Origin of the sequence: Streptomyces sp. SBT349 (assembly GCF_001083795.1) — a bacterium.
Taxonomy (GTDB): domain Bacteria; phylum Actinomycetota; class Actinomycetes; order Streptomycetales; family Streptomycetaceae; genus Streptomyces.
In genome coordinates this window covers 35,406-52,656 of the sequence record NZ_LAVK01000009.1, presented here as the reverse complement: position 1 = coordinate 52,656, position 17,251 = coordinate 35,406, and the positions used below count along the sequence as shown (strand labels likewise).

Genomic DNA, 17,251 nt, shown 5'->3' with positions numbered 1-17,251 from the left:
CCTCCCGGCCCTCTGCCGCCTCTCTCACCTCTGCCGCCTCTTCGGCCCCTTCCGCCCCTTCCGCCCCTTCCGTCACGGCCGCGGCGCCGGGGGTGGCCGCCGCCACGGTCACGGCCGCGGGGGCCGCCACCGGACCGAACAGGACCGCCGTCCAGCGCAGGTAGTAGTACAGCGCGACGGCGACGTTGGCCGCCATCACCACCGCCAGCACGCCGAGGTCCGCGTCCACCGCCGCCTCGAAGACCGCCACCTTGGCGAAGAGCCCGACCACCCCCGGCGGCAGCCCCGCCAGGCAGAGCAGGAAGAACGCCAGCGCCAGCGCCGCGAACGGCTGCCGCGCCCACAACCCCCGGTAGTCCGCGATCCGGTGGGCCTCCGCGTGCCGGGCCACATGAGCCGCCACGCCGAACGCGCCGAGGTTCACCACCCCGTACATCAGCGCGTACGCCACCGCCGCGCCGACCGCGCCCTCGCCCGTGTACGCGGCGGCGGCCAGCGGCACCAGCAGATAGCCCGCCTGCCCGACCGAGGACCAGGCCAGCAGCCTGACCGCGCTGTGCGGCGCCTCCGGGTCGGTCGCCAGCGCCGCGACGTTGCCCACGGTCATGGTCAGCCCGGCCAGCACCGCGAGGACCGGGCCCCACAGGTCGCCGTAGCCCGGGAACGCCTCGGTGGTGACCAGCGCGAGCCCGGCCAGCCCCGCCGTCTTGCCGACCACCGACAGGTACCCGGCGACCGGCAGCGGCGCGCCCAGGTAGGTCTCCGGCACCCAGAAGTGGAACGGCACCGCCGCCACCTTGAACGCGAACGCCACCAGGGTCAGCGCCACCCCCGCCTCGGCCAGCGTGGCCAGCCGGGGATCGGCCTCGGGCAGCGCCTCGGCGATCGCCGTCAGGTGGAGGCTGCCCGCGCCCGCGTAGACGAAGCTGATGCCCAGCAGCCCCACCGCCGTCGCCGTCACCGACGACAGGAAGAACTTGAGCGCCGCCTCGGGCCCGGCGTTCCCCCCGCCGCCCGCGCCCGCGCGAGCGCCGGGGCCCGCGCCCCGGCGCAGGCCCACCAGCGCGTACGCGGGGAGCGTGGTCACCTCCAGCGCGATCACGAGGGTGGCCAGGTCCCTGGCGGCGGGCAGCAGCGCCGCCCCGGACGCCGAGGACAGCAGCAGGAACCAGAACTCCCCGCTCGGCGGTGTCCTCCCGTCCTCGCCGCCCGGCAGGGAGAGCAGGGCCACCAGGAACGCCCCGCCCAGCACGAGCAGTTGAAAGATCACGGCGAACCGGTCCGCGCTGTACGAGCAGAGCGCCGCGTCGCCCGCCGCGCCCCCCGGCAGGCAGAACGTGGCGCGGTCCCCGTTCCGCAGCGGCAGCAGCGCCAGCGCGGACAGGGCCAGGCCGCCCGCGGCCAGCAGGCCCAGCACGGCCTTGCGCCCCGCGGGCAGGAACAGGTCGGCGACCAGCACGGCCACCGCGGCCACCGCGGCGATCAGCGGGGGCGCGATGACGGCCCACTCGACGGATTGGATGACGTTCATCGGACGGCTCCCGGCAGGAGGTTCTGCACGGCGGGATCGGTCAGGTCGAGCAGCACCGCGGGCCAGAGCCCGGCCAGCAGCGTCAGCGCCACCAGGGGCGCGAAGGCGGCGTACTCGTGCGCGCGCAGGTCGGGCAGCGCGGCGTCCGCGCCCGGCGCGTCCCCCATGCACACCCGGCGCACAACCAGCAGCAGATAGGCGGCGGTCAGCAGCGTGCCGAACCCGGCGACCGCCAGATAGGTGAGGAACGCCGGGCGGCTGAGCCCGTCGGCGGGGTGGAAGGCGCCCATCATCGTGAGGAGTTCACCCCAGAACCCGGCGAGCCCCGGCAGCCCGAGCGAGGCCACCGCGGCGAACGCCAGCACCCCGCCGAACCGCGGCGAGCGCCCGTACAGCGCCGCGCCGCCCGCCCCCGCGAGCCGGTCGAGGTCGGTGGACCCCGTCCGTTCCTTCAGGGCCCCCACCAGGAAGAACAGCAGGCCCGTGATGAGGCCGTGCGCGACGTTCGCGAACAGCGCCCCGTTGACGCCGGTCGCCGTCAGCGTGGATATGCCCAGCAGCACGAAGCCCATGTGGCCGACGGAGGAGTACGCGATCAGCCGCTTGAGGTCGCCGCCCGCGCCCCGCCGCCCGAGCGCCAGGCAGGCGAGCGACCCGTAGACGATGCCGGTGACGGCGAACGCGCCGAGGTAGGGCGCGAACGTCTCCATCCCCTCGGGCGCCATGGGCACGGCGATGCGCACCAGGCCGTAGGTGCCCATCTTCAGCAGCACCCCGGCCAGCAGCACCGACCCGGCCGTGGGCGCCGCGGTGTGGGCGTCCGGCAGCCAGCTGTGCAGCGGCCACATCGGCGTCTTGACGGCGAGCCCGAGGCCGATGGCCAGGACGGCGATCAGCTGCGTGGTGTGGCCGATGCCCTCCCCGTTCGCCCGCGCGAGCTCCACCATGTCGAACGTGCCGCCCTCCAGGCCGATCAGCAGCAGCCCGAGCAGCATCACCACCGAGCCGGTGACCGTGTAGAGCACGAAGCGCCAGGCCGCCGCCTCCCGTCCCGCGCCGCCCCAGCGGGCGATGAGGAAGTACATCGGGATGAGCACCATCTCGAACGCCAGGAAGAACAGCACCAGGTCGAGCACCGCGAAGGTGGCCAGCGTCCCGCCCTCCAGCAGCAGCAGGAACGCGGTGAACGCCGCGGGGCGCGGCCCCTCGGGCGGCCGGACGAGGGTGTGCAGCGCGCACAGGAACGTCAGCAGCGCGGTCAGCACCAGCAGCGGCAGCGAGATGCCGTCGACGCCCAGGTGCATCCGGACGTCCAGCGCCGGTATCCAGCTGACGTCCGTCTCGGCCTGGACGGCGCCCGGGTGGTCGTGGTCGAACGCGGCGGCCAGCACCAGCGTTCCCGCGAGGGTCGCGCCGCTCACGGCCACGCCGGCCCAGGCCGGGACCCTCGGCAGCAGCACCGCCACGGCTCCGAGCAGCGGGAGCGCCACGATGGCGACGAGGAGGAGCTGCGTCGTGGTGTCGTTCAGCGTGATCACGGATCACCCTCCGGCGGCGACGAGGACGGCGGCGACGGCCAGCACGAGGGCCCCGGCGACCAGGGCGCTGAGATAGGTCTGGACGTTGCCGGTCTGGGCGCGGCGGGTGAGGGCGCCGAGCAGCCCCGGGGTGCCACCGGCGCCGCGCACGTAGGTCTCGATGACGGCCGCGTCGAGGAAACGGACCAGGCGGGCCGCCCCCCGCACGGGCCGGACGAACGCCGCCGCGTAGGCCGCGTCCAGGTGGAACCCGTCCGCCGCGTGCCGGTGCAGCCGCCCGAGCAGCGCGGGCGCGGGGTCCACGGGCCCGTCGGACTCGTAGGCGCGGCGCCAGCCCGCGTAGGCGACGACCCCGCCGAGGACGGCGGCGCCGGTGGCCAGCACCGAGGTGGTGAGCGTCGGCGCGAGGTCGCCGCCGTCGAACCAGTCGGGCAGCACCCGGTAGCCGAGGCCCAGGACCAGGGCGGGCACGGCCAGCAGCCAGAGCACCGCGGACATCTGCGGGGGCGTGCCCTCGCCGGGCGGCACCGGCTCGGCGCGGGCGCCGACGGGGTCGTGGAAGGCGACCAGCCAGAGCCTCGCGGCGTAGGCGGCGGTCAGCAGCGCGGTCGCCAGACCGGCGGCGAGCACGATCCAGCCCGCGGCGGCGGGGATGCCGTGGCCCGGATCGAGCGCGGCGTGCTCGGCCGCGCCGATGATGGCCTCCTTGGAGAAGAACCCGGAGAACGGGGGGATCGCGGCCAGCGCCAGCAGTCCGATCGTCATGGTCCAGTAGGCGTCGGGCACGCGCTGCTTGAGCCCGCGCATCCGCGAGAGGGCGGCCAGGGAGCCGGTGCCCGCGCCGTGGATGAGCACGCCCGCGGCGAGGAAGAGCAGCGCCTTGAACGCGCCGTGCGTGAGCAGGTGGAAGACGGCCGCCTCGCGGTCGGCGACGGCCAAGGCGCCGGTCATGAAGCCGAGCTGGCCGATGGTCGAGTAGGCCAGGACCCGTTTGACGTCGTCCTGGGCGAGGGCGGCGACGGCGGATCCGAGCATGGTGAGCGCGGCCACGACCGCCAGCACCACCAGGGCGGCGGCGGAGGCGGCGAAGACGGGCAGCAGGCGGGCGATGAAGTAGACGCCCGCGGCGACCATGGTGGCGGCGTGGATCAGGGCGGAGACCGGCGTGGGGCCCGCCATGGCGTCCGGCAGCCAGGTGTGGAGCGGCACCTGCGCGGACTTGCCGGCCACCCCGGCGAGCAGGAGCAGCGCGATGAGCGTGGGGTGGTCGAGCTCGGTGGGCGCCAGCGTGGAGGTGAGCCGGGTCGCGATGGTGGAGATGCGGAACGTTCCCGCGTCGGCGGCCAGGGCCAGGATGCCGATGAGGAACGGGACGTCGCCGAGTTTGGTGACGAGGAACGCCTTGAGCGACGCGGCGCGGGCGGCCGGGGTCTCCCAGTAGTGGCCCACCAGGAAGTAGGAGCAGATGCCCATGGTCTCCCAGCCGACGAGCAGCACCACCAGGTCGTCGGTGTAGACGACGAGCAGCATCGCGGCGGTGAAGAGGGAGACCAGCGCCGCGTACGAGGTGTAGCGGGGGTCGTCGCGCAGGTAGCCGGTGGAGTAGAGCTGGACGCAGCCGGCGACGACGGTGACGAGCACCGCGACCAGGACGGCGAACCCGTCGAGGTGCAGGGCGAGTTCGATCGGGAGCGCGTCGTTGCCCGTGGGGGCGAGGGGCGTCGCCGCCCTGAGGGGCTCGCCGCCGTCCTGCCGCACCGCGACCAGGACGGCCAGCGCGGCCGAGGCCAGCGTGGGCAGCACGGCCAGCGGCCTGACGAAGCCGGGTGCGCGCCGCCCGCCCAGCAGGATCAGCGCCGCGGCGGCGAAGGGCAGCAGCGGGACGAGAACGGCTGCGGTCGTGGTGTTCACGGTCTCTCCTGGGCTTCCCCGCTCGCGCGTGAGTCGGTCACGTGACGGTGTTCTCGCGGCGCTCCGGCTCCCCGCCCGGGCGAGCGCCGTCCCCGGCGTGCTCGCGCAGCTCGGTGAGCCGGTCGACCGCGGAGACGCCGCGGTTGCGGTAGATGAGCAGCACGATGGCCAGGCCGATGCCGATCTCCGCGGCGGAGAGCGCGATCAGGAAGAGCGTGAAGACCTGCCCCGAGTGCAGGGTGTCGCGCAGCCAGACGTCGAACGCGACGAGGTTGAGGCTGACGGCGGCGAGCATCAGCTCGACCGACATCAGCAGCAGGATGGCGTTCCTGCGGGCCAGCACGCCGTAGACGCCGACGCAGAACAGCAGCGCGGACAGCACGGCGGGGTACACCAGATGCATCAGGACTCACCATCCCCGCGTCGGCGCGACAGCACGATCGCGCCCACCAGCGCGGCGAGCAGCAGCACGGACAGGGCCTCGAAGGGCAGCACCCAGACGCGGAACAGGCTGTCGCCGATCTGCTCCGAGGTGCCGTGCGGGGTGTCGAGGTCGATCCACGCCGTGCGGAACGCGTCCACCACGAGCGTGACCAGGACGGCGGCCGAGGCGAGCGCGATGCCCAGCGCGACCGGCCGGTTCTTCGAGTCGGCCTCGGGCGAGGGCCCGATGGGCGCCTTGGTGAGCATCAGCCCGAACAGCAGCAGCACCACGACCGAGCCCAGGTAGATCAGGACCTGCACCCAGGCGACGAACTCGGCGGTGAGCAGCAGGTACTGGACGGCGAGCCCGCCGAGGGCGACGACCAGCCACAGCGCGGCGTGCACCAGCTGCTTGCTGGTGACGCACAGCACCGCGGCGCCGAGTATGACCAGGCCGGTCAGGAGGAAGACGACCTCCTGGCCCGAGGGCGAGAGGTAGCCGTTGCCACCGCTCACGCGTCCTCCCGCCCGGCGGACCGCTCGGACGCCTTCCTCGCGGCGGCGACCTCCTTGGGCTCCTCGGCCGCCGGGTCGAGCGGCGGCGGCTCGGGGACGGTCCACATCCACTCCCGCAGCCGGTCGCGTTCGTGGGTGAGGTCGAGGATGTCGGTCTCGGCGTACTCGAACTCCGGGCTCCAGAAGAGCGCGTCGAACGGGCAGACGTCGATGCAGATCCCGCAGTACATGCAGAGCGAGAAGTCGATGGCGAACCGGTCCAGCACGTTCCGCGTGCGCTCCCGGCCGCCGGGGACGGCGGGCGGCTGGGTCTCCTTGTGGGAGTCGATGTAGACGCACCAGTCGGGGCACTCGCGGGCGCAGAGCATGCAGACGGTGCAGTTCTCCTCGAAGAGCGCGATGACGCCGCGGCTGCGCGAGGGCAGTTCGGGCTGGCGCTCGGGGTACTGCCGGGTGACCGCGCGCCGCGTCATCGCGCGGAAGGTGACGGCGAGGCCCTTGGCGAGCCCGGATCCCAGAGTCATCAGATCACCACCTTGAGGGTTCCGGTCAGCGCGATCTGCGCGAGAGCGAGCGGCACGAGCACGGTCCAGGCGAACTTCTGTATCTGGTCGGCGCGCAGCCGCGGCCAGGCGACCCGCGCCCAGATGACGAGGAAGCACAGCGCCGCGGTCTTCAGCAGCATCCACAGCCAGCCGAACTGGTCGGCGAACGGGCCGTGCCAGCCGCCGAGGAACAGCACGGCGGTCAGCGCGGAGAGGACGACGATGCCGGCGTACTCGGCGAGCAGGAAGAACGCGAACCGCAGCCCCGAGTACTCGGTGTACGCGCCGAAGACGATCTCCTCGGCGGCGATCGGGGCGTCGAACGGCGGGCGTTGCAGCTCGGCGAGGCCCGCGGTGAAGAAGACGAACGCGCCCACCAGCTGCCAGGGCACCCACCACCAGCTGAACTCGGCCAGGATGCCGGTGAGGGAGAGCGTTCCGGCGGCCATCGCGACGGAGGCGGCGGCGAGCAGGAGCGGCAGCTCGTAGGCCATCAGCTGGGCGGCGGTGCGCAGGCCGCCCAGGAGCGAGTACTTGTTGGCCGAGGCCCAGCCGCCCATCAGCGAGCCGAGGACGACGACGCCCAGGACGGCGAGGACGAAGAAGATCCCGGCGTCGAGGACCTGCCCGACCATGCCGTCGGGGCCGATGGGGATGGCGACGAGGACGACCAGGTACGGGATGAGCGCGACCGCGGGCGCCAGCTGGAAGACGCGGCGGTCGGCGCCGGCCGGGACGGTGTCCTCCTTCTGGACGAACTTCACGCCGTCCGCGACCAGTTGGGCCCAGCCGTGGAAACCGCCCGCGTGCATGGGGCCGACGCGGCCCTGCATGTGCGCCATGACCTTGTGCTCGCTCTGCCCGACGAGCAGCGGCAGCAGCAGGAACGCCAGCAGCACCGCGAGCAGCCGGACGGCGACGTCGAGCGGGTCCATCAACGTTCCCCCCCCTCGCCGGACCCCGGCGCCTCCCGCGACGCGGACGCCTCGGACGAGGCTTCGGGCGTTGCCGCCTCGGGCGATGCCTCCGGCGGCGCCTCCGGCGAGGCTTCGGGCGTTGCCCCGGACGGCGCCTCGGGCGATGCTTCGCGGGACGCTCCAGACGACGCCCCGGACGGCGCCTCCGGCGGCGACGGCTTCTCCGCCGCGCGCCGGCTCGCCGAGCCGTCGCCCGCGGTGCGGGCCCTGCGCGGCGGGCGGGCCTCGGCCGCGGCTTCGAATGGCGCCCCGGACGACGCCTCGGACGGCACTCCAGGCGGCGCTTCGAACGACATCTCGGGCGGTGCCTCGGGCGTTGCCCCGGACGGCGCCTCCGGCGAGGCATCGAGGGACGCTTCAGACGACGCCCCGGGCGGCGTCTCCGGCGGCGATGGCGTCTCCGCCGCGCGCCGGCTCGCCGAGCCGTCGCCCGCGGTGCGGGGCCTGCGCGGCGGGCGGGCCTCGGTCGCGGCTTCGAGGGACGCCTCCGGCGGCGACGGCTTCTCCGGCGTGCGCTGGCTCGTCGAGGCGGCGTCCGTGGTGCGGGTCCTGCGCGGGGGGCGGGCCTCGGTCGCCTTCCGGGCGCGCCGGGCGGGGCCGGCGGGCAACTGGCCCTTGAGCGGGCCCCACTCGTTCGGGTCGGGCACCCCGGGCGGCAGGATCCTGCGGCGCGCGGGGCCGCCGTGCCCGGACTCGCCCGGCTCCTTGGCGCCCGGCCACGCCTTCGCGACCCGGGCCGCCAGCACGAAGTCCTTGCGCAGCGGGTGGCCCTCGAACGCGTCGGGCAGCAGCAGCCGCGTCAGCCCCGGGTGGCCGGGGAAGTCGACGCCGAACATCTCGTGCGTCTCCCGCTCGTGCCACGAGGCGCCCGCGTACACGCCCGTCGCGGTCGGCAGCGAGGGCGCCTCGTGCGGCACGGTGGCGCGCAGCAGCAGCCGGCGCGGCGGCGTGCCGACGGCCACCACGTGCGCGCAGATCCTGAAGCCGGTGTCCGGCTCGTCCACCGCGCTCAGCCAGTCGAAATAGGTGCAGCCCAACGTGTCGCGCGCCGTGGTCAGCGCGGCCTGCCAGGCGGCGGCCGGCACGTCGACGGTCAGCACCTCGTAGGCCACGGCCGCCTCGGCGCCCTCCCCGAAGAGTTCCGCCGGCTCCCCCGGCAGCCAGCCCACCGTCACCGGCCGCCCTCCTCGGGCGCGACGAGCGGGCTGGTCAGCGCCGCGGGCGGGGCGGACGGGGCGTATCGCCCGGGGACCGACTCCTCGGCGATCTTCTCCTGGAGCTTGAGGATGCCGTGGAGCAGCGCCTCCGGGCGCGGCGGGCAGCCGGGCACGTAGACGTCCACGGGGATGATCTGGTCGACGCCCTTGGTGACCGCGTAGGAGTCCCAGTAGGGGCCGCCGCAGTTGGAGCAGGCGCCGAAGGAGATCACGTACTTGGGCTCGGGCATCTGCTCGTAGAGCCGCTTGACCGCGGGCGCCATCTTGTCGGTCACCGTGCCGGAGACGACCATCAGGTCGGCCTGCCTCGGCCCCGGCGCGAACGGGATCACGCCCAGCCTGATGAAGTCGTGGCGCGCCATCGAGGCCGCGATGAACTCGATGGCGCAGCAGGCGAGGCCGAAGTTGAACACCCACAGGCTGTAGCGGCGGCCCCAGTTCAGGACGACCTTCATGGGCTCGGGCGCCAGGCGGGCCAGCGGCCCCAGTTTCGCGGCGGGCCGCGCGGGTCTCACGTCCATGTCAGAACGCCCTTCTTCCAGGCGTAGAGCAGTCCCACGGTCAGGAATCCGAGGAAGACGAACATCTCCACCAGCGTGGTCGCGCCGAAGCCGTCCGCGTCGAAGACCGTGGCCCAGGGGAAGAGGAACACCGAGTCCACGGCGAAGATCACGTACAGGAACGCGTACACGTAGTACCGCACCTGGGTGTGCGCCCACCCCTCGCCGACCGGGTCCACCCCGCACTCGTAGGTGAGCAGCTTCTCCTCGGTGGGCACCGAGGGCCGCAGCAGCGCCGCGGCACCGAACGCGACCGTGACGAACAGCACACCGACCACCGCGACCAGACCGACGACCGCGTAGCCGTGGAAATAGTCGGGCACGATCGGCCTCCGGCGACCAAAGGGGCGGGCAGGGGGGCGGGATGGAACGACTGGACGGGAGTCTAGGGGGTGCCGGGCCCGTTGTGACCACTGCGCCCGCGCTGGAACTGGTGGGGATAGCCCTACCGTCGTTCACCGACCCACCCCATGGCGGCCACCTCCGCACCCCGGCACTCTTGGGGCCATGACCAGCAGTCCCATCCTCGCGCCGCCCCCGGAGCCGGAGCCGCTGCCGCCTCCCCGGCCGCCGCTGTCCCGGCAGACGTGGCGCGAGTGCGCGTACCTGGTGGGGAGCTGGCCGCTGAGCCTGCTCGCGTTCGTGTACATCATGGTCTGGCTCTACGTCGGCGTTCTGCTGTCGGTCACCGTCGTCGGCCTGCCCGTGCTCGCCCTCGGCCTGCTCGGCTGCCGCCGCCTCGGGGCGTGGGAACGGGCCCGCGCCCGCCGCCGGCTGCGGGTCACCGTGGACGAGCCCAGCCCGTTGCCTGGCCGCGGGGGCGCCGGGTTCTTCGGCTGGCTCTGGGCGCGGCTGAGGGACCCGGTGGGGTGGCGCTCGGCGCTGTTCTTCGTGCTGCGGCTGCCGCTGACCACGCTGACGTGCTGGCTGACGGTGATCTGCCTGCTGACCTTCCTCTGGCCCGCGCTGCCGTGGCTCGCGCGCTGGATGACCAACGTGGACCGGGCGCTGGTCGTGGGCCTGCTGTCGCCCTCGGACGAGATGGAGCGGCGCATCGCCGAGCTGGAGACGGACCGCGCGTCGGTCACCGACACCGCCAGCGCCGATCTGCGGCGGATCGAGCGGGATCTGCACGACGGGGCGCAGGCGCGGCTGGTCGCGCTCGCCATGGATCTCGGGCTGGCCAAGGAGAAGCTCACCGAGGACCCGGAGACCGCGGCCAGGATGGTCGACGAGGCCCACGGCGAGGTCAAGCTCGCCCTCCAGGAGCTCCGCGACCTCGCCCGCGGCATCCACCCCGCCATCCTCACCGACCGGGGCCTGGGCCCCGCCCTCTCCTCCGTCGCCTCCCGCTGCACCGTCCCCGTCCGGGTCACCGCCGAGTTGCCGGCCCGCCCGGCGCCCGCCATCGAGGGCATCGCCTACTACACCGTCTCCGAGCTCCTCCAGAACGTGAGCAAGCACAGCGGCGCCCGGCGGGCCGCGGTGGAGGCGTGGCGGGCCGGGGACCGGCTGATGCTCCAGATCACCGACGACGGCCACGGCGGCGCCGACGCCACCGCGGGCTCCGGACTCGCGGGCCTGGCCGAACGCCTCACCGCCGTCGACGGCGTCCTCGTCGTCACCTCCCCCGCCGGGGGCCCGACCACCATCACCGCCGAGCTTCCCTGGCGGGACCGCACGCATCGCCCGACCCGAGAGAAGGGGGCTCCCCGATGAACGTCCTGCGCCTGCCGTTCGCGGCCCGTACCTGGCGCGAGGGCCTGCACCTGCTGCTGAACCTCCCGCTCGGGATCGCGGGCTTCGTGGTGGCCGTGACCGGCATCTCGGTCAGCGCCGGGCTGCTGGTCACCTTCGTGGGGCTGCCGCTGATGGCGGTGGTGCTCCTGCTGCTGCGGTTCTTCGGCCGCTTCGAGCGGGGCAGGGCCAGGCTCCTGCTCGGCGCCGAGGTACCCGAACCGGAGCCGCTGCGGCTGCGCGAGGGCCGCAGCGGGCCGCTGGCCTGGATGGGCGCGATGCTGCGGAGCAACGTCTCGTGGCGCTCCACCGCCTACGCGCTGCTGCGCCTGCCCTGGGGCGTTCTCACCTTCTCCGCGGTGACGGCGCTGTGGGCGGCGGGCTGGGGCGCGCTGACCCTGCCGCTGTGGTCGTGGACCATCCCCCGGTACACGGACGATCCGGGGGTGGGGATCAACACCGACGGCGAGGGCGGCGGGTGGATCTGGGACGCGCCGTGGGAGCTGGCCCTGGTCGCCGTGGTCGGCCTGCTGCTGCTGATCCTGGGCGCCTGGGTGGTCAGGGGTCTCGCGGTGGTGGACCGGGTGCTGGTCGGCGGCCTCCTGGGCCCCTCGTCCGCGGCGACGCGGATGTGGCAGCTGGAGTCGGACCGTTCGGTCGTGGTCGACGCCTCGGCCGCCGATCTGCGGCGGATCGAGCGGGATCTGCACGACGGGGCGCAGGCGCGGCTGGTCGCGCTCGCCATGGATCTCGGGCTGGCCAAGGAGAAGCTCACCGAGGACCCGGAGACCGCGGCCAGGATGGTCGACGAGGCCCACGGCGAGGTCAAGCTCGCCCTCCAGGAGCTCCGCGACCTCGCCCGCGGCATCCACCCCGCCATCCTCACCGACCGGGGCCTGGGCCCCGCCCTCTCCTCCGTCGCCTCCCGCTGCACCGTCCCCGTGGCGGTGGACGTGGAGCTGGCGCACCGGCCGGCCCAGGCGATCGAGGGGATCGCGTACTTCACCGCCTCGGAGCTCCTCCAGAACGTGAGCAAGCACAGCGGCGCCCGGCACGCGAACGTGGACGTGTGGCGGGCGGGGGACCGGCTGATGCTCCAGATCACCGACGACGGCCACGGCGGCGCCGACGCCACCGCGGGCTCCGGTCTCGCGGGCCTGGCCGAACGCCTCGCCGCCGTCGACGGCCTGCTCGCGATCACCTCCCCCGCCGGGGGCCCGACCACCGTCACCGCCGCCCTCCCCTGGCGCGACCGGAGTGCCACCGCGGCGCCCGCGAGGTGAGATCCTTCAGGTGCCTTCCCGGAAGGGAACGCGCGGCGGTATGCGAACGGGCAGAAGGCGACGGGGAGTAGAGCGTGCGGGTAGTCATCGCGGAGGACTCGGTACTGCTGCGGGAGGGCCTGACCCGGCTGCTGAACGACCGGGGGCACGAGGTCGTGGCCGGTGTCGGGGACGGGGAGGCGCTGATCGCGGCGGTGGGCGAACTCGCCGACGGCGGCGCGCTGCCCGACGTGGTGGTGGCGGACGTCCGGATGCCGCCCACCCACACCGACGAGGGCGTGCGGGCCGCGGTCAGGCTGCGGGAGCGGTTCCCGGCGCTCGGCGTGCTGGTGCTGTCGCAGTACGTGGAGGAGCAGTACGCCACGGAGCTGATCGCCGGGTCCTCGCGCGGGGTCGGCTATCTGCTGAAGGACCGGGTCGCCGACGTCAGCGAGTTCGTGGAGGCGGTGACCCGCGTCGCCTCGGGCGGCACCGCGCTGGACCCCGAGGTGGTGGCCCAGTTGCTCGGCCGCAGCAGAAAACAGGACGTTCTCGTCGGTCTCACCCCAAGAGAAAGGGAAGTCCTAGGACTAATGGCGGAGGGCCGCACCAACTCGGCGATCGCGCGGCAACTCGTCGTGAGTCACGGCGCCGTCGAAAAACATGTCAGCAACATCTTTATGAAGCTCGGCTTGGCGCAGAGTGACACAGATCACCGGCGCGTTCTGGCGGTTCTGACCTATCTCAATTCCTAGCCCACCTGACACTCTGGGGCGAGGGGGGCTTCAGGCGTCACAAAGCACGCTGTGGAAGCGTGCGGCTGGGCGGCACCGTCCATGATGCGATCAGCATCAGGAAGGTAAGCCTTACCCGCGTACCATGGCAGGCAGGAGTCGCCTCGAAGGAGGGCCAAAGCAGTGACCACTGAGGTCAACCAAGCGAGCCTGGACAATAAGGACGTCAGGCGTCTGGACCGGGTGATCATCCGGTTCGCGGGGGATTCCGGCGACGGAATGCAGCTGACGGGAGACCGCTTCACCTCGGAGACCGCCTCTCTGGGCAATGACCTGTCCACTCTGCCGAACTTCCCGGCCGAAATCCGCGCTCCCGCCGGCACGCTGCCGGGAGTCTCCTCCTTCCAGGTGCACTTCGCCGACCACGACATCCTCACTCCGGGTGACGCCCCCGATGTGCTCGTCGCCATGAACCCGGCGGCCCTCAAGGCCAATCTGGCGGACGTCCCGCGCGGCGCGGAGATCATCGTCAACACCGACGAGTTCACCCCCCGTGCCCTGGCCAAGGTCGGCTACGCGGCCAACCCGCTGGAGGACGGCTCCCTCGACGGGTACAGCGTCCACCGGGTGCCGCTGACCACGCTGACGGTCGAGGCGCTCAAGAGCTTCGGCCTGTCCCGCAAGGACGCCGACCGCTCGAAGAACATGTTCGCGCTCGGCCTGCTCTCGTGGATGTACCACCGGCCCACGGCGAACACCGAGCGCTTCCTGCGGACGAAGTTCGCCAAGCGGCCGGAGATCGCGGAGGCGAACATCACGGCGTTCCGCGCCGGGTGGAACTTCGGGGAGACCACCGAGGACTTCGCCGTCTCCTACGAGGTGGCGCCCGCCTCCTCGGCGTTCCCCGCGGGCACCTACCGCAACATCTCGGGGAACCTGGCGCTCGCCTACGGCCTGATCGCCTCGGCGCACTGCGCCGACCTGCCGCTGTTCCTCGGCTCCTACCCCATCACGCCCGCCTCCGACGTGCTGCACGAGCTGTCCCGTCACAAGAACTTCGACGTGCGCACGTTCCAGGCGGAGGACGAGATCGCCGGCATCGGCGCCGCCCTGGGCGCGGCCTTCGGCGGCGCGCTCGGCGTGACCACCACCTCGGGCCCCGGCGTCGCGCTGAAGTCGGAGACGATCGGCCTCGCCGTCTCGCTCGAACTGCCGCTCCTCATCATCGACATCCAGCGCGGCGGCCCCTCCACCGGGCTGCCCACCAAGACGGAGCAGGCCGACCTGCTCCAGGCGATGTACGGCCGCAACGGCGAGGCCCCGGTGCCGATCGTGGCGCCCGCGACCCCCGCCGACTGCTTCACCGCCGCCCTGGACGCGGTCCGCATCGCGCTGACCTACCGCACCCCGGTCTTCCTGCTCTCCGACGGGTACCTGGCCAACGGCTCCGAGCCCTGGCGCATCCCCGAGGTGGAGGAACTGCCGGACCTCCGCGTCCAGTTCGCCACCGGGCCGAACCACACGCTCGACGACGGCACCGAGGTCTTCTGGCCCTACAAGCGGGACGAGGCCACCCTCGCCCGCCCCTGGGCCGTGCCCGGCACGCCGGGGCTCGAACACCGCATCGGCGGCATCGAGAAGCAGGACGGCACGGGCAACATCAGCTACGACCCGGCCAACCACGAGCTGATGGTCCGCACCCGCCAGGCCAAGACCGACGGCGTCGCCGTCCCCGACCTCGTCGTCGACGACCCCTCGGGGGCGCCGGGCGAGGGCGCCAAGGTGCTGGTCCTCGGCTGGGGTTCGACCTACGGGCCGATCACCGCGGCCGTCCGCAGGATCCGCCGCGCCGGCGGCTCCATCGCCCAGACGCACCTGCGCAACCTCAACCCCTTCCCCCGGAACCTCGGGGAGGTGCTGCGCGCCTACGACCGGGTCGTCGTCCCCGAGATGAACCTCGGTCAGCTCGCCACGCTGCTCCGCGCGAGGTACCTGGTGGACATCCGGTCCATCACCCAGGTCACCGGCCTGCCGTACAAGGCCGAGCAGCTCGCATCCGCTTTCAAGGAGGCTCTCGACGATGCCCACTGAGGCTCCCCTTCAGCCCCGTACAGCGCTGTCGCTCGTCCCCACCGCGGAATCGCCCCAGACCGCCAAGGACTTCAAGTCGGACCAGGAGGTCCGCTGGTGCCCCGGCTGCGGCGACTACGCCGTGCTGGCCGCCGTCCAGGGCTTCATGCCCCAGCTGGGTCTGGCGAAGGAGAACATCGTCTTCGTCTCCGGCATCGGCTGCTCCTCCCGCTTCCCGTACTACATGAACACCTACGGGATGCACTCGATCCACGGCCGCGCCCCGGCGATCGCCGCCAGCGCGGCCGCCACCCGCCGCGACCTGTCGGTGTGGGTCGTCACCGGCGACGGCGACGCGCTGTCCATCGGCGGCAACCACCTGATCCACGCCCTGCGCCGCAATGTGAACCTCAAGATCCTGCTGTTCAACAACCGGATCTACGGCCTCACCAAGGGCCAGTACTCGCCGACCTCCGAGCCGGGCAAGATCACCAAGTCCACGCCCATGGGCTCCCTGGACACCCCGTTCAACCCGCTCTCGCTCGCGCTCGGCGCCGAGGCGTCCTTCGTGGCCCGCACGATCGACTCCGACCGCAAGCACCTCACCTCGGTGCTGCGCGCCGCCGCCGACCACCACGGCTCCGCGCTGGTCGAGATCTACCAGAACTGCAACATCTTCAACGACCACGCCTTCGAGGCCGTCAAGGACAAGCAGCGCGCCCAGGAGGCCGTGATCCGCCTGGAGCACGGGCAGCAGCTGCGCTTCGGCGCCCCGGCCGAGGACGGGCTCGGCAGCAAGGGCGTCGTCCGCGACCCGGCGACCGGCGACCTCACGGTGGTCGACGTGGCCGAGGCGGGCACCGACGGGCTCGTCGTCCACGACGCCCACGCCGCCTCCCCCACCACGGCGTTCGCCCTGAGCCGCCTGGCCGACCCGGTCACCCTGCACCGGACGCCGATCGGCGTCTTCCGCAGCGTCCAGCGGCCCGCCTACGAGGACCTGATGGCCGAGCAGCTGGAGGGCGCCGTCGAGCAGCGGGGCAAGGGCGACCTGGCCGCGCTCCTCGCCGGCAACGACACCTGGACCGTCGCCGGCTGACCCGGCCGGCCCATCCCGCCCGCCGGCCCCACCTGTCAGGACCGTAACGCTGAAACGGGAATGACAACGCACCCGCCCGGCGCTACCTTCGTGGTGGCGTCGGCGGGGCAGCGGGAGGCAGTGATGGCGGCAGGCGGGGGCACGGCGAGCCGGGCCGGACTGGTCTACGGCTTCGCGGCGTTCGGCATGTGGGGGCTGATCCCGCTCTACTGGGACCTGCTGGCCTCCACCGGCGCCTCCGAGGTGCTGGCCCACCGCATGGCGTGGTCGCTCCCCACGGCCCTCCTGCTGCTGGCCCTGGCGCGCAGCTGGTCGTGGATACGGCCGCTGCTGCGCCGGCCCGGGCGTCTGGCGCTGGTCGGGCTCTCGGCGACGCTGATAGCGGTCAACTGGTGGGTCTTCATCTGGGCCGTCTCCGAGGACCGCGTGCTGGAGGCGTCCCTCGGATACTTCGCCAACCCGCTGCTGAGCATCGCCCTGGCCGTCGTCCTGCTCAAGGAGCGGCTGCGGCCCGTCCAGTGGGTGGCCGTCGGCATCGGCGCCGTCGCGGTGCTGGTGATGAGCCTCGCCTACGGCAAGGTGCCCTGGGTCGCCCTCGTCCTGAGCGTCAGCTTCGCGCTCTACGGCCTGGTGAAGAAGCAGACCGGGCTCGACGGACTCCAGGGCTTCTCGGCCGACTCGGCGCTCCAGTTCCTCCCCGCGCTCGGCTTCCTCGTCGTCCTCACGGCCCGCGGCGACTCCACGTTCGCCTCGGAGGGAACGAGCCACACGCTGCTGCTGATGCTCAGCGGGCTCGCCACCGCGCTGCCGCTCATCCTCTTCGGCGCCGCCGCCGTGCGCATGCCGCTGTCCACCCTGGGGCTCCTCCAGTACCTCGCGCCGACGACGATGTTCGTCCTCGGACTCACCGTCTTCCACGAGGAGATGCCGCCCGAGCGCTGGGCCGGGTTCCTGCTCGTGTGGACCGCCCTCTCCCTCCTGACCTGGGACGCGCTGCGCCAGGCCGCCAGGAGGCGGCGGACCGTGGCCCGCCACACCCCCGCCCCCCGCGAGACCTCGGCCGCCCTCACCGACTGAGCCCGGCCCCGGGACGCCGGACCCGGGTTGCGGCTCACCCGAGCGGCGGCGTAC

The 17,251-nt window shown here is 73.2% G+C and carries 16 protein-coding genes; 6 read left to right on the top strand and 10 right to left on the bottom strand.

The features are described from left to right. The 10 genes from ADY01_RS02405 to ADY01_RS02360 all read right to left on the bottom strand — a co-directional run. A partial coding sequence (locus ADY01_RS02405; RefSeq protein ID WP_078899923.1) for an NADH-quinone oxidoreductase subunit N occupies positions 1-1,531 on the bottom strand: 1,531 nt, incomplete at its 3' end. Next, positions 1,528-3,069: a complex I subunit 4 family protein gene (locus ADY01_RS02400; protein ID WP_049564719.1), complete on the bottom strand. Its 1,542-nt coding sequence runs from the start codon at positions 3,067-3,069 to the stop codon at positions 1,528-1,530. The genes ADY01_RS02405 and ADY01_RS02400, both read right to left, overlap by 4 nt. Before the next feature lie 3 nt (positions 3,070-3,072). After that, complete coding sequence (locus tag ADY01_RS02395; RefSeq protein ID WP_049564718.1) at positions 3,073-4,980, bottom strand: NADH-quinone oxidoreductase subunit L; 1,908 nt, start codon at positions 4,978-4,980, stop codon at positions 3,073-3,075. A gap of 37 nt (positions 4,981-5,017) precedes the next feature. Further along, positions 5,018-5,383, bottom strand: coding sequence for an NADH-quinone oxidoreductase subunit NuoK (gene nuoK, locus ADY01_RS02390; protein WP_049564716.1), 366 nt, complete (start codon positions 5,381-5,383; stop codon positions 5,018-5,020). Beyond that, on the bottom strand, positions 5,383-5,919 hold the full coding sequence (locus tag ADY01_RS02385; protein WP_049564714.1) for an NADH-quinone oxidoreductase subunit J: 537 nt from the start codon (positions 5,917-5,919) through the stop codon (positions 5,383-5,385). Before ADY01_RS02385 ends, nuoK begins: the two co-directional genes overlap by 1 nt. Further along, a complete protein-coding gene (locus tag ADY01_RS02380; protein WP_049564711.1) occupies positions 5,916-6,443 on the bottom strand; it encodes a NuoI/complex I 23 kDa subunit family protein in 528 nt (175 codons plus the stop codon). The genes ADY01_RS02385 and ADY01_RS02380 overlap by 4 nt, the downstream gene beginning before the upstream one ends. Next, positions 6,443-7,399 carry a complex I subunit 1/NuoH family protein gene (locus tag ADY01_RS02375; RefSeq protein WP_420715561.1) on the bottom strand — a complete coding sequence of 319 codons (957 nt, stop codon included), beginning with the start codon at positions 7,397-7,399 and terminating at the stop codon, positions 6,443-6,445. Before ADY01_RS02375 ends, ADY01_RS02380 begins: the two co-directional genes overlap by 1 nt. Further along, the gene (locus ADY01_RS02370) at positions 7,399-8,616 is read right to left on the bottom strand and encodes an NADH-quinone oxidoreductase subunit C (RefSeq protein WP_078899922.1); all 1,218 of its coding nucleotides are present in this window, start codon (positions 8,614-8,616) and stop codon (positions 7,399-7,401) included. Before ADY01_RS02370 ends, ADY01_RS02375 begins: the two co-directional genes overlap by 1 nt. Continuing rightward, positions 8,613-9,179: an NADH-quinone oxidoreductase subunit B gene (locus tag ADY01_RS02365; RefSeq protein ID WP_049564705.1), complete on the bottom strand. Its 567-nt coding sequence runs from the start codon at positions 9,177-9,179 to the stop codon at positions 8,613-8,615. Before ADY01_RS02365 ends, ADY01_RS02370 begins: the two co-directional genes overlap by 4 nt. Beyond that, positions 9,170-9,544 carry an NADH-quinone oxidoreductase subunit A gene (locus ADY01_RS02360; protein ID WP_049564703.1) on the bottom strand — a complete coding sequence of 125 codons (375 nt, stop codon included), beginning with the start codon at positions 9,542-9,544 and terminating at the stop codon, positions 9,170-9,172. The genes ADY01_RS02365 and ADY01_RS02360 overlap by 10 nt, the downstream gene beginning before the upstream one ends. A 181-nt stretch (positions 9,545-9,725) precedes the next feature. Here ADY01_RS02360 and ADY01_RS02355 point away from each other — a divergent pair, with 181 nt between their 5' ends. From ADY01_RS02355 to rarD, 6 genes are all read left to right on the top strand, one after another. Further along, complete coding sequence (locus tag ADY01_RS02355) at positions 9,726-10,937, top strand: sensor histidine kinase (protein WP_049564701.1); 1,212 nt, start codon at positions 9,726-9,728, stop codon at positions 10,935-10,937. Continuing rightward, entirely contained in the window at positions 10,934-12,238 is a 1,305-nt protein-coding gene (locus ADY01_RS02350; protein WP_049564699.1) for a sensor histidine kinase, read from the top strand. The genes ADY01_RS02355 and ADY01_RS02350 overlap by 4 nt, the downstream gene beginning before the upstream one ends. Before the next feature lie 74 nt (positions 12,239-12,312). Then, on the top strand, positions 12,313-12,972 hold the full coding sequence (locus ADY01_RS02345) for a response regulator transcription factor (protein WP_049564697.1): 660 nt from the start codon (positions 12,313-12,315) through the stop codon (positions 12,970-12,972). A 162-nt stretch (positions 12,973-13,134) separates the two neighbouring features. Next, a complete protein-coding gene (locus tag ADY01_RS02340; protein ID WP_049564695.1) occupies positions 13,135-15,042 on the top strand; it encodes a 2-oxoacid:acceptor oxidoreductase subunit alpha in 1,908 nt (635 codons plus the stop codon). Next, positions 15,032-16,120, top strand: a complete 1,089-nt coding sequence (locus ADY01_RS02335) for a 2-oxoacid:ferredoxin oxidoreductase subunit beta (RefSeq protein WP_049564693.1) — start codon at positions 15,032-15,034, stop codon at positions 16,118-16,120. The genes ADY01_RS02340 and ADY01_RS02335 overlap by 11 nt, the downstream gene beginning before the upstream one ends. A 123-nt stretch (positions 16,121-16,243) precedes the next feature. Continuing rightward, on the top strand, positions 16,244-17,197 hold the full coding sequence (gene rarD / locus ADY01_RS02330) for an EamA family transporter RarD (RefSeq protein WP_049564690.1): 954 nt from the start codon (positions 16,244-16,246) through the stop codon (positions 17,195-17,197). Positions 17,198-17,251: the final 54 nt, after the last annotated feature.